General features: G+C 69.1%; 2 protein-coding genes. One reads left to right on the plus strand and one right to left on the minus strand.

Features of this window, described 5'->3' with window-relative positions; genetic code table 11:
• The coding region (locus AX018_RS13615; protein ID WP_146749308.1) for a transposase at window positions 1-286 on the plus strand (286 nt) is incomplete at its 5' end.
• On the opposite strand, the gene AX018_RS13620 is transcribed toward AX018_RS13615, so the two are convergent.
• Window positions 237-14111, minus strand: coding sequence for a LysM peptidoglycan-binding domain-containing protein (locus tag AX018_RS13620; RefSeq protein WP_170146251.1), 13875 nt, complete (start codon window positions 14109-14111; stop codon window positions 237-239). The genes AX018_RS13615 and AX018_RS13620 overlap by 50 nt on opposite strands.
• Between the last annotated feature and the right edge of the window lie 20 nt (window positions 14112-14131).

The raw sequence follows: 14131 nt of genomic DNA on the forward strand, positions 1-14131 counted from the left end.
CAAGAACGCCCGCCACTGGAAGAAGCCGAGTCCGGGATCGGAGCAGCGCAACGAAGCCATCCGGGCGTGCCAGCGTTTGGGCCGCAGCGTCTGGAAGAAGTGGAGCGGCTACCACCGGCGCAGCCTTGTCGAGACGAAGATGCACTGCTTCAAGCGACTGGGCGAACGGGTGACGGCGCGCACGTTCGAGCATCAGGTGGTGGAGTTGCATGTCCGCGTGGCCGTACTCAACCGCTTCAGCCAGATCGGTCGTCCTCAAACCGTTCTGGTGGCCGCCATGGCATAAATCCGTCTGGGGTTGGGGCTATGCCGTCTTCGAACTGATTTGTGCAACAAAGCCGGTCGGAACCATTGCGATAGTTGTAAGCAGACCATGGTCCTTCACCTTGGGTTTGCGCCCTATTAGGCACGTTCGCCAAACTCTCACCCAGAGCATTACCAAACGCATCAGTGGCCACCTGCTGCACACTTACCCGCCCTCCTCGCATCACCGCCGTGGCCAGCCCGCCCGCGAAGCCCGAGACCGTTCCACGCGCCAGCGCCGTGCCGAAGTCGCTCAAACCACTGAAGGCATTGGCGTTCTGAAGCGCCTGCCCCACCGAGGCTCCGACACCTGCTCCCACCGCTCCAGCCACCACCCCCTTCCAGTCGAATCGCGGCTGCAATCCCAGCACTGTGCCCACACCTTGTGAGATCGTTCCAGAAACCGCCTGCCGCATTGCCGCACTCGCGAAGACGCTGTCAGTCTTGGGCAGCCAATCCGCAGTACCGAGACCGTTAGTCACCGCACTTCCCAGCGCGCTCAGTGCAACGCTCTTCCAGCTGAAGCCTTGCTGTGCGCCAATCGCGTTGCCTACCGCTTGGCTGGCAATCGAGCCGGCGGCCCCAGCAATCGCCGCCTCTGCTATTCCCAATGTGCCGCCTGGAGCCATGGCCCCAACTCCCGCAATGAGCGTCTCACCCAAAGCGCCCGACGCTCCGCTCAGCAAACCGGCCGTATAGACCGTCACCACGACGGCAATCGCCACCATGATGATCTTGCCCAATCCCCCACAGCCGCCCCCCTGCCCCGCAGGCGCCGGCAGCACCGCATCCAGGCTCCCCGTCACCCGGCTCGGGTCGTACGGCTGGAACGTCTCCACGTTGTTCGCGTTCAGCGCCAGCTTGGGCACCCGCAGCGTCTGCCCCGCCGCCAGTTGTCCGTCTCCCGACACCGCCAGCCCGTTGGCTTCCGCAATGCGCCACCACAGCGTGGCGTCGCCCAGCACGTTGCGCGCGATGTCTTTGAGCGTCTCCCCGCCCACCACCGTGTAGGCAATGGCGTCCAGGTTCGCTCCCTTGAGTTGCAGCGGCGCCGCGTTCAGTCGGAACTCCGCCGTGTCCACGTACTTCTGCAGCTCCCCAGCGTTCGCCGGCGGGTTCTCGCTGTCGGGGGCATCCCCGTAGCGCGCCAGCACCTCGCCATTGGCCACCAGCTGCCGCTGCACATGGCCCGGGTTCAGTGAATCGCCCACCCAGCCGCCCAGGTACGTGCCCGGGTTCTGGATGCGCCCCACGTGGCCCGCTCCCTGATTCACGTAGATCGCGTTGCCCTGCGCGTCGTTCACGAACGCCCGGTTGAACCGTTCGTCACCCACCCCCGTCACCTGCTCGATGTTGCTCACGAAGCCGTTGGCGTCCCGCCAGGTCTTCGTCGTCGCCGTGGTGCCCTCGCGCTGGGCCGTGGAGGCCGTCTGCTGGTAGCTGCCGGCGAGGAACTGGTACTCGTAGCGCGTGGTGGTCGCCTTGCCCTCGTCGCCATCGGTCACCTGCCGGTTGCCCTTCAGGTTGCCCGCCGCGTCGTAGCCCAGTCCCGTGGCGCCGCCCGCGTCGTGGTAGGCCACGTCCACCCGGCTCACCACGTCCCCGGCCGTGCCCCGCACCACCACCCGCGTGTCCTGCAGCTTGCCCATCGCGTCGTAGCGGTTGTAGCGGTTCTCGTACTGCGGCGTCTTGTTCCCGGAGCCCCGCATCACCAGCGAGTTCGAGTACACCACCCGCCCCGCTCCGTCGTACTGGTTGACCTGGTCCTCGGCCACCCCATAGCCACGGTAGCTCGTCAGCCGGTGCAGCGCGTCGTAGTGGTATTCGAAGCGGGTGTTCACCGTCTGGTCGCCCTGGGTCGCGGTGATGTTCACCGTGGCGATCTTGTCCTCCGTGCGGTTGCCCGCCAGGTCGAAGGCGTAGATGTGCTGGATGCTGCGCACCTGCGCGCCCCCGGGCTGCTCCAGGCTGCTCGTCTGCCGGTTCATCGCGTCGTAGCCGTACGCCGTCGTGCTCGTGTGAATCACCTCCTGCTCCTGGCGCCCCACGCTCGCGATGTCCGCATTCGGGTCCTTGCGCACCGTGTTGATCACGTGCGTCGTCACCTGCGAGCGGTTGCCCGCCAGGTCGTAGGTGATGCGCACGTCCGCACGCCCGTCGAACACCGCCCGCAGCCGCCGCTGCGCGTCGTACACCAGGTGGTTGTCCTGGTACACCACGTTCTCCAGCACCCCCGAGGACAGCAGCGTCTTCTGCTCCACCCGCTCGCTCGTGCGGTTGCCCGCCAGGTCGTAGCCGTAGCGCGTCGTCTGCCCAAGGTAGTTGTCCCGGATCTCGGTGCGCTGGCCCGCTCCGTCGTAGCGGTAGTCCACGCTCTTGCCCAGCCCGTTGCCCTCGTGCATGAGATCGCCCGCCCGGTTGTACACGTACGTGTAGTCCACCGTCCCGCCGCCGGTCTTCGATTCCGTGCGCCCGATCAGGTGCCCGAACGCGTCGTACGTCCAGGCCTGGTTCATGCCCGCCGCATCGCCCTGGCCGATCTTGCGGCCCAGCGCGTCGTAGCGGTAGCGCACCACATAGGCCAGCGGGCTCGCCACCGCGTTCGCATCGGCCTGCGCTGCCACGCTTCCCGCCGTCGCATAGCCCGTCTCCTGCCCGCTCAGCACCACGTTGCCCGCGCGGTCGTAGCGGTAGCGCGTGGCCTCCTCGTTGCCGTTGACCACCCGCACCTTGCGCCCCGCCTCGTCGTACTCGTTGCGCTCGAGCACGCTCATCGCCTCCGGCGGGCCCATCGACACCCCGCTACTGCCGTGCACGTCCGATGTCAGCTGCACCGGCTTGCCGTCCATGCCGTTCACCCGGTAGCGCAGCGCATCGCCCTGCACCAGCGTGGTCTGCACCAGCCGCGAGCGCTTGTCGTAGGCGTAGTTCGTCACCGTGGTGCCGCCCGTGCCGGCATACACCAGCTCCGCCGCCGACACCTTGTCCCCGAAGGCATTGAAGGCGTAGTCCACCCGGCCTCCGTCGGCATGGCTCTCCTGCACCACGTTGCCCGCCAGGTCGCGCACCTGGGCGTTCACGTTCCCGTTGGCGTCCCGCAGGCCCACCTGCCGGCCCAGCGCGTCGTAGTAGATGCGCGTGCTCGCCCACGACTGCGCGAAGTTCGCGTCCTCGTGCAGCCGCCGCTGCTCCACCACCTGGTCGTTCGCGTCGTAGCGCACCTCCGTCGTGCGCACCAGCGTGCCCGAGCCCTGCCCCTGCGTCTCGTCCACCTCCACCACGTTGCCCCAGCGGTCGTATTCACGGACCGTGACCGGGCGGCCGCTCTGGCCACCCTGCCCGGATGTCTGCGCGCGCAGCTGCGCAATGGCGCCTCCCGTGTCGACACTGACGCTCGGCATCCATCCGCGAGGCAAGGTGATTTCGACATCCCTGCGGGCGATGTAGGGAGGCTGGTAGCTCGTACCCGCGTGTTCCACCTGGATCTGGATCCGATACGTGGTCCCGGGCTCCAGGGCATCCAGCACGAAGCCCTGCGGTGCACCCACTGCCAAATCATTGAATTGCGAGCGTCCATCGCCCTGCCAGAACAGGGCGGGGCCCGGAGTGCCCCCTGGGATGGATGGCGTCGACGTGATCGTCACCCTCGCCTGGTCGAAAGGCTTGGGCCACTGCAGGACGCGATGGACCTGGCCGTCGATGGTGGCCGTGCCGGTCCTGATGCCTCCCGCAGTGAAGTCCCACTGCGTGGCCACCATGGGCCCGCCCAGCAACTGAAGGATTTCGGCCTCCGAAGTGGATGTCAGGTAGTCCCCCATGGTGCGGCTACCCACCGAATTACCGTCATAGACCGCATACAAGGGCTGCGTTCCTTCCACAGGCACCCTGGAGATGTAGCCGTCGTCCTGGTACGCGTTCTGGTACCAGGCGTCGGCATTCCAGGCAAAGCCGTCGTCGTTGCTCGGATCGTGATCGAGAACGGTGAACGACCCTACGTTCGCAGCGTCCGTCGTCAGACGGAACACGGTATCGCCGCCATAGATGTACTGGTAGAGGCGTTGGTTGCTTTCGGAAGGCGCGGTCTGGACATAGCCCAGCACGCCTTCCTTGATGATCGCTGGCGCTGCGCCCGCTGCCGCGTCCCGGGCGATCCGGTCGTCCAGGTCCGCGATGACTTGCAAGTCCGCCGTGGTGATGTGGTGATCGTTGCCCTGGTACGGAAAGTAGTAGCGGTACAGAGGTTTGCGGTCCGGCGCAGGAGTGCTCCACACATAGCCGGCAATGCCCAGATTGGACACATGGCCGTCATAGAAAATGCGGGGCGTGATTTCGCTCATTTCCGGATATGGCTTCGGCGAAAGGTTCACCACGCCGCTGGCGCGCTGCACCACGCTTCCCGAGGGGCCCGCGATCACGATTTCGTACTCGAAGCTGCCCGCATCCATGTTGAGCGCCACGCCCTGCATCCCCACGCCCAGGCCGTGGGTGCGCCCGTCGCCATACGCGAAAATGCCATTGCCGATCGTGCGCACGCCCGCCCAGGCGCTGCTGCCCTGCGCACGCCAGCGGAAGCTCACGCTCTGGCCCGGCGCCGGCTGGGGCCATTGCAACACGTCGTACCAGCTGCCATCGATGGTGGCCTGCGCCACGCCGATATCCGGAATCGTCGGCTGGCTCTCCACGTCGCGCACATTCGGCCCGTAGAGGGTGAAGCTGCCCGTGCCAACGTCGCGCACCTCCTCGGTGTTGTTCCCCTGCGTCTTGGCATTGCGCAGGCGGTATTCGTAGCTGCCCTCGGACAGCAGTTGCCTGCCGTTGTCGGGGTCATAGACATAGAGCTTCTCCAGCGCGATGCGATGCCCTGCGCCGAAAGAACGCTGGGCCTCGGTCATGTCCACCGCTTTCCAGTCCGCGTCGCTGCTGCCGTAGGCGCGCACTTCCATGCGCAGCTCGCTCACCAGGTCCTGCGGGTAGCTCACCTCGATGCTCTGGCCCTGCGCCGAGGCGTACAGCTGCAGGGTGCGCGGGTTGGCCCGGTTCTCTCCCCGGCCCAGCGTGCCGTCCGCGTTCACCCCCAGCAGCGCGTTGCGGTCGCTCAGCGAGGTGGTGTAGAGCCCGTCGCGGCGCTCGCCGTCCAGCCCGCTCGCGCTCACGTTGTTTTGCAGGCTGTAGAGCCGCACCAAGCCCCGCGCCGCGCGATCATCCGCCGACAGGCCGGGCGCGCCGATGTAGCCGTCGATGCCCAGGGACGTCCAGCCCCGGCCCACCAGCCGGCTGTATTCGTCCGCATCCGTGGTGTACACGCTCGTGTCGTTCTTGCCCGCGCGGTACAGCGGCACCAGCCCCGGCCCGGCGTCCCGGCTCACGTAGCCCGCGATGCCCTCGTCCAGCCAGCCGCTGCCCTGGCCCAGCAGCCGCTCGCGGTCCGAGGCCTGGGTGCTGAAGTAGTGGCTGTCGCTGTAGCGGTTGTAGTAGCGGTAGATCGGCACCCGGCCCTCGCCCGCTTCGCTCCAGAGGTACCCCGGGCTCGTCGCCTCGCTCCAGTTCACGGGCGTGCTCTGGCGCACCGGCGACGGCACGTCATAGAGCGTCGCCCAGTTGCCGAAGACGTCCAGCTTCTCGACCTTGATGTTCTGGATGGCGCTGATGCCTTTGGCGATGCCGGGCTCGGAAGATTGCGGCGACTGCCATTTGAATGAGTAGCCGCTCGCGGCCTCCTCCGCGCTCACCACGATGTTGCGGGTGACGGTTTTGGGCGGATTCGGCTCGGGGTTGTCCTGGTTGACGTTGTGGTAGCTGTCGGACAGGTACTGGAGCGTGATGCGCACGTCCCCGCTGCCCAGGTCCTGCAGCGAGCGCCACACCAGGTCCACCTGGTTGTAGGGCCGCCACTGCACCGCGCCCGTGTCGCCGCTCACCGGGCCCACCTCGCTCTGGCTGATGACCCCGTACACCAGGTTCTGCCGCGCGGTGATGCCCATCGCCCGATCGCTCGCGCGATCAGGCGCCAGCGTCTGCACCAGCCGACCCAGCAGGTCGTAGCGCATGTCCGTGCGCCGGAACTGCGCCGGCGCGCCCGCCTGGGCCGTGAGCGCCTCCATCGTGTCCCGGTACCCGCCCAGCCCGATGTCGCCCGCGGCCACCAGTTGCACCGTCTGCTGGCCCTGCAGGTTGTAGGCCAGCACCTTCATCACCCCGTCGCCCGCGTTGCTGCGCCACACGCGCCCCGCGTTGTCGTATTCGTAGCGCTCCTCGCCCGCTCCCGGCACCTGGAAGCCTTCCCCGCCGAACATCGCCCGGCCCGCGTCCAGCACCCGCCGGCGCGTCACCTCCCCGAAGCCGTTGTAGGTGATCTCGGTGTCGCCCAGCGTGAGCTCGCCCCACTCCCCGCCGCTTTGCAGCGGCGCGTAGCTGTGCGTCTGCCGCCCCAGCGCGTCGTACGCGTAGGCGCGCCAGAGGCTGTGCTGCTGGCGGCGCCCCGCATCGTCGATGGCGGTCACCGTCTGCCATTCCTTGGCCAGGCGCCCCTGCGCGTCATAGGTGTAGTACTGGCTCGCGCCCGCCGCGTCCGTGGTCTGCAGGGTGTGCCCCTGCACATCGAAGCGCGCGTACGACACCCGGTCCTGCTGCGCATCCGCGCTGCGCGTGTAGCTCTGCCCGTCGCCCGAGACCGTGGCGCCGCCCGCGTACTGGGTGGTGACCAGTGCGTTGCCGTGCGCGTCGCGCCGGTATTCGGTGAGCGGGCTCACGGGCGCCCGGCCCTGGCCGTTGGCCGCCACGCCCAGGTTGACGGCCGGCGTGATGGTCGCGCGCACGCGGCCCAGCACGTCGTAGTACTGGTAGGTGGTGCCGCCCAGCGCATCGGTGGTGCGTACGAGGTTGCCCAGCGCGTCGTAGGCGTACCGGGTGGCGAGGTCGCCGGTCTTTTCCTGCAGCACGTCGCCGATGCCGGCCGCGCCCGCGTTGGTGGCCGTGTAGGCCACGCCACGGCGGGTCTCCGTGGTCTTGCGGCCCAGCAGGTCGTAGGTGTAGTCCGTCACCCGGTCGCCCGCGCCCGTGTCCGGCGCGCTCGCGTCCGTGCGGCCCGCGCTGGCGTATTCGACCTTGCGCGTGAGCTGGCCCTGCGCGTCGTAGGCCTGCGTGGTGACGTAGCCCAGCGCGTCGGTCGTGCCCACCCTGCGGCCCAGCAGGTCATAGCGATAGCGGGTCGTCGCCCAGCGCGTGCTGCCCGCGTTGGTGGCCACGGCCACGAGGTTGCCCAGCGCGTCGTAGCTGTTGCGCGTGGTCTTGCGCCCCGCGCCCTGCTCGCCCGTCTCGCTGTCGTAGTAGAAGGCGAAGGGCTCCTGCACTTCCACCACACGCCCCAGCCGGTCGTAGCCGGTGAGGATCTCGCGGTCGGCGCCGCCCGCCTGCACGGCCTGGCGCACGTCGCCGCTTTGCAGCACCGCGCGATCGCCCGTGGGCAGCGCGATGGCCTGCGCGTAGCGCACGAGGCGTTCGGCATCGCCGAAGGCGTTGCGCGTATAGCCGGTGACATAGCCCAGCGCATCGACGTCCCAGGCGACGTGGCCCGCGCGGTCGTAGGCCTTGTAGCTCCACGCCGTACTGCCCGCCGCCCGCCCGGCCACCGCGTTGCCCAACGCGTCATAGCGCGTCTCGCTGCTGATCTCGGTGGGCTGCGCGTCGGTGCGGGTGCCGGCGGCGTTCCGGCCGTTGTCCAGCAGCGCTGCGGCGCTCTCGCCCTGGTAGACGGCCACGGGCGGGAAGATCGTCTTGGTCTGCCGGCCCAGTGCGTCGTATTCGTAGCGCGTGGTGCGCTCTTCCGGCCGGCCCGCCGCTTCCGTGCGCGCAACAAGGTTGCCGAAGGCGTCGTAGCCCAGCAGCGTCACGACGCTGGCCACGACCGTCTGGTCGGGGTCCAGCTGCAACACCGCCGGACCGCTCGCCTGGGCGGCCGGGGCCCGCAGCGCCGCCAGCTCCACCGGGGGCGAGCTCTCGCGCACCAGCCGGCCCGCCGCGTCGTAGCCGTAGGTCCAGGTGCTGCCGGCCTTGTTGGTGAAGCTGGTCTTGCGCCCCAGCGCGTCGTAGGTGGTGCTCTCCTTCTGACCCAGCGCGTCCGTCGTGTCCACCAGCCGGCCCGCGGCGTCGTAGCCGTAGCGCGTGTGCCGGTCCTGCGTGGAGGTGCCCGAAGCAGCCGCGTACTCGATGAGGTGCACGAGCTGCCCCGCACCGTCGTATTCCCGCGCGACGACCGCGCCGCCCGCATCCACCGTGCGCACCACCCGGCCCGCACCGTCCAGCCATTGCGTGCTCGCCCGGTCCGGCCCACTCGGCACCCTGGCCAGCACCTGCGCGAGCGTGACGCTCTCCAGCGCCAGGCCCGCCAGGTCGATCGCGCTGGCGTAGGCCCGGGTCGTGACCCGGCCCTGCCCGTAGATCGTCTGCCGCACCGCCCCCAGCGCCCCCACCTCCAGCACCTGCCGGTCGGCCCCGTCGTAGACCCACGACGTGCTCCGGTCGCCCGCCAGTGGGCGCAGTACGTTGCCGATGTTGAAGCGGTCGTAGTTCGTCACCGCCGGGGAGAACACCGCCCCGCGCACCATCACCGGCGCCGTGACGGGCGTGGCGTATTCCGTGCGCTGCCTCAGGTTGCCGTTGCGGTCGTAGACCCTGCCGATGACCGCCCCGTCCGCCCCCACCTCGTAGATCTGTCGCCCGGCCGCGTCGTAGACGTAGTCGGTTGCCAGGTCCCCCGCCGACAGCGCCACGTCCTGCGGTTGCTGCCCCGCCGCGAGCGCCGTTGCCAGGCGCACCTTCTTGACCACGTTGCCGTCGCCGTCGTACGCATAGTGCGTCACCGAGCCCGCCCCGTCGGCGCTCCAGGCCAGCCGCCCCGCGCGGTCGTAGGTGCTCTTCTGCACCACGTTGCCCGCCGCGCCCTCCTGCGCCGCCAGCTGGAAGATGAACGATTCGTCGTACGCGTCCGCGCTGGCGCTGATCGCCCGGGCGTACCGCACCCGCTCCACCACGTTGCCCGCCGCGTCGTAGCGCATCTTGGTGGCCGCCCCCGTGCCGTCCACCGTCGCGATCACCCGCCCCAGCGCGTCGTAGGCCATGCGCACCCGCTGGTCCTGTGCGTCGTTCGCCACCGGCGTGGGGAAGGTGCCCGGTGTCCAGCCCCCCGCGCCGCCGATGGCGATGCGGTTGACGAAGCTGCGCTGCTCCATCACCCGGCCGTTGCCGTCGCGCAGGTAGGTGGTCACCTCCCCGAGGCCGCTCACCACCGATTGCAGCTGGTTGTTGGCGTCGTACGTGCGGTACTCGATCTTGTCGCTGGCCGAGGGCGTGATGCCCGCGCGCACCTGCGACTCCCAGGTGCCCGGCCCGAACGCCGCGCCGCCGCCCACGTACTGGCGCAGTACCGCGGTGTCCGCGAGGACGTTGCGGTATTCGGTGAGCTGGCTCACCCGCCCCAGCGCGTCGTAGGCGGTGGCCTGGACCGCGCCCGCGCCATCGACCACCAGCGTCTGGCGATTCTCCGCGTCGTAGAGGTAGTAGCTGGTGTTGCCGTTGGCATCCACGCTGCTGGTGAGGTTGTCGCCCTGGTCGTAGGTGTACGAGCGCGCCAGGTTCAGCCCCGCCGGGTCCACCTGCTCGCGGATGCGGCGGCCCGCGCTGTCGTAGCTGTAGCGCGTCAGCGTGCCTTCCGGGCGCGTCACCTCCAGGGTGTGGCCCTGGGCGTCATACGCATACCGCGTGGAGAGCGCCAGGCCGGCAGGGTCCACCACCTGCTCCAGCAGTTGCCCCCTGGCGTCGTAGCGCAGCTCGGTAACGCTGCCCCCCGGCTGCGTGATGCGGATCTGCCGCCCCAGTGGGTCGTAGGCATAGCGCGTCGCCAGCGACAGCCCGCCGCCATCCACGGTCCGGGTGAGCACGCGGCTCGCCGCGTCGTACGCGATGGTGGTCCGCGTGCCGTTCGCATCCACCGTCTCGATCAGCCGCCCCGCACGGTCGTAGGCCTGGGCCGTGGCCACAGTCTCCGTGACGTTCGTGTCAAAGTGCCACACCTGCGCCGACGTGCCCGTCTGCCGACCTTCGGCGTCGTATCTGTAGCTGGTTACATTGCCGCGGGCATCCGAGGCCTGCACCATGTCGCCATGGCGGTTGTAGGTCTGCTTGACGCGCAGGCCCTCGTCCGTGGAGATGGTGACCGTGCGGTTCTTCGCGTCGTAGGCATACGTGGTGGTGTTGCCCTCGGCGTTGACCTGCGAGACGACGCGGCTGAACGCGTCGTACTTGGTGGTGAGCGTCGCCCAGAGCGCATCGGTGCTGGAGACTTCCCGGCCCAGCTTGTCGAAGGTCCGCGTCCGGGTCCGGCCCAGCGCATCGGTCGCGCTGACCAGGTTGCCGAAGGCGTCGTACTTGTTCGTGGTGGCCGCGGCCAGGCCGCCCGCATCGCGGGTCTGGCCCACCACCTGGCCGCGCCGGTCGTAGCGGGTCAGCACGGTGGTGCTGCCACTGCCCGTGCCCGTCGCCTCGCTGCGCTGCGTCTCCTCGCGGAACGCGTTGTAGACGTAGTTCCTCGCGAAGCCCAGCGCATCCGTCACGCTGGCCAGCGTGCCCGTGGCGTTGTAGGTATAGCGCGTGACCTGGTCGAGCGCGGGACTGGCCGCCGCCTGCAACAGCGACACCAGCCGGGCATTGATCAGCCCCCCAGTCAGCGCGCCGGGGTTGATGCGGGTGCCGTAGCGCACCTGCGTGCTGACCTGGCCCAGCACGTCGTAGCGGGTTTCCGTGACCTCGCCCAGCGCGTTGATGGTGTGCGTGAGCTGGCCGGCCGTGTTGTAGAAGAAGAGCGTGCGCAGCCCGTTGGCGTCGGTGGTGCTGCTCCGGCGGCCCGCGCGGTCATAGGTGTGCGTCGTGGCATAGCTGCTCCAGACGGCATCGATCTGCGCCGCGCCCTGCGCGGAGGCCAGTTGCCGCGCCCCCTCGGCGGACAGTTCCGCGACGAGGCGGCCCTGGCTGTCGTAGCGGGCGAGCCGCGTACGCGCCTCCCCCGTGCCGGCCGCGACGGTGCTGCCGATGCGGTTGCCGCCGGCATCGTAGGCGTGCTCGGTGCGCGTGCCCTGGTAGTCGGTCTCCGCGGCCAGGCGCCCGAGCGCGTCGTATTCGAACAGGCCGACCCGGTCCTGCGCCGATGCGGCGGGACGGATCTGCGCCACCGGCGTCGCGCTGGTGATCAACGACAGCACAGCGGCCTTGAGCGCCGTCGCCCAGCGTGTTTGCTTTGCGAGGTTGCCGTTGGCGTCGTACTCGAAGGCCGTCAGGTAGCCCGCGCCATCCACCGAGGCCACGAGCTGGTTTTTTTCGTTGTAGATCCGGCGCTCGACGATGTCCTGGCTCTGGGTCGCGGGTTTCAGATCCTGCAGCGTGCCACTGGCCCGCTTGGCCGCATCCGTGGCGCGTGCGAAGCGCGTCGTGGTGGCCAGCCGCCCGGCCGCGTCGTAGGTGTTGAGCACGAGGTAGCCCTCGGCATCCAGCGTGCCGGTGCGCAGCCCGTCCGCGTCGTAGAAGTGCCGGGTGACACGATCGGCTGCCGCATCGCCGGCCGGGCTGATCGCGCTGCCGGCAGGGGCGTTGCCCAGCGACGTGGTGGAGATCGTCCGGGCGTACTGGCGCGTGGCGATCAGTCGGGACGCGCCGTCATAGACGTTCTCCGTGACGCTGCCGTCGCTCCCGACGGTTTTCCAGCGCCGGCCCGCTGCGTCGTAGGCGATCCACTCGCTGCGGTCGCCCGCCGCGGCGGCCGGGCGCAACGCCGCGACGGCGACCTCCGCGGGGCTGCCATCAACGGCCGTAAGCAAGCGGGTATCGACCGGCGTGGCATACGCGATGGTGCGCGTGAGCTGCCCCGACGCGTTGTAGAGGTATTCCCGCAGCTCCCCGGCCGCCCCCACCTCGGCGGCTTTCCTGCCGGCCTCGTCGTAGAGGATCCAGGACTTGACGCCCGTCGCATCCTGGCTGAGCCGCAGGCGGCCCGCAGTGTCGTAGGCGAACGTGCTGGTGCCGAGATCGGCGGAGGTTCCATCGGAGCGCTGGCTGCCGGTCAGGCGCCCCGCGCGGTCGTAGGTCCGGGTCTCCTGCAGGCCATTGGCCGCCTTGAAGACGGTCCGGCTGCCCGCATCGTCGTACGTGGTGGTCGCCAGTTGCCCCTTGCTGTCCGTGGTGGAAACCAGCCGCCCCAGCCCGTCGTACGCATACACCGTCGCTCCGCCGTTGCCGTCGATGGTCTGGAGCAGGCGGCCCGCGGGGTCGTACACGTAGCGGGTGGTGCTGCTGCCCGCGGCCAGCCCGTTGCCGGAGGCATCGGTGGCCGCGTAGGTGGTCGTCGTCTGGACCTGCCCGCGGAAGTCGAGCACATAGTCCGTGCGCTGGACCTGCTGCAGATTCTGCTGCGCCACCCAGGACGACACCGTGGTCACGCTCGGCGCTGCATCGCGGGCCAGCCCGGAGACCGGATAGGCCGCCCCATGGTGCTGCAGCACGGCCACGGTCTCGCCATAGGCGTTGCGGCGGTACTCGGAGACGCGCCCCTCCGCGCTGATGACAAAGCGCAGGCTGACTCCGTTGGCATCGTCGTACACATAGCGCGTGGTGAGCGCTCCCGACGGCTGCCCCGCGCCATCGCCATCGGGGTCCGGCTGGGTGTAGACCGTCTCCGTCAGTAGCTGGTTCTTGCCGTTGTAGGTGCGGGCGACCGTGTTGCCAAGGGCGTCGCGCTGCAGCACCGGGTTGCCCATGGCGTCGTAGGCCATGAACACCGAGCGCCCGTCCGGATCGGTCGTGCGCACGAGATCGCCGTTGGCGTTGTATTCGAACCGCTGCACGGACGCCATCCCACCGGACGCGGGGGCCGTGATGCTGAGCAACTGCCCCTTGGCGTCGTAGCCGTATGCGTAGCTCTTGCCGGTGGGGTCGGTGACCTGGGTGGTCCTGGCGGCAGCGTCGTAGCCGAACCGGAACGTCTGGCCCAGCGCGTCGCGCAGCGAGGCCACTTTGAAATCCGCCCCGAGCTGCACGTATTCGATGGCGAGCTGCGTGCCGTCGCTCTGGCCGATGGTCGCCACGCGGTGGCTGTCGCCATCGTAGGTATAGGTGGTGCGATAGACCTTGCCGTCCGCCGTCGATCCATCCGCCGGCGTCAGGTCCACCGTGACGCTGGCGAGGCGGTTGCGCGCGTCGTACGCATAGCTGGTGCGGATGGCCGTGGCACCCTGGCTGTCCACCACCCGGATGCGGGTCAGCAGGCCGCCGGCGTAGTCATAGTAGAGGGCCTCCCCACCGGGGTTGAGCACCTTCGCGATGTTGCCGTCGGCATCGTAGCCGTAGGTGGTCGTGTTGCCGCTCGCGTCCACGGACTTGTCGAGGCGGCCCGTGTCCGCGGCGTAGAACTCCCGGTTCTGCGTCTGTCCATCCGTCCACACATAGCCCGAGGTGGTGGACTCGATGCGATCGTAGGCCCCCGCCCCATCCGTGCCGACATAACGGCTGGACGCCGCATCCCAGGTGAAGAGAGAACTCCCGCCATCGCGCCCGAGCAGCGTGATCGAACTGCCCGGCTGGCCCGCCTGCCCGGAGAGCGCCAGTTGGCGACGATAGAAGCCGGAGCTCCAGTTGTCTCCGTTGTCGTCGTTGAGCAAGCCCTGGCTGTTGTAGGTGCGAACCGCCTGGTAGCCCCCTCCGTGCGCGACCCACTGATCGTCGCTCTGGGCGATCACCAAGTTGCCGGTCGCGACGTTGACGAACACCTGCTCACCGCCGCGCCCCT

The organism is Paracidovorax anthurii, from assembly GCF_003269065.1.
GTDB lineage: Bacteria > Pseudomonadota > Gammaproteobacteria > Burkholderiales > Burkholderiaceae_C > Paracidovorax > Paracidovorax anthurii.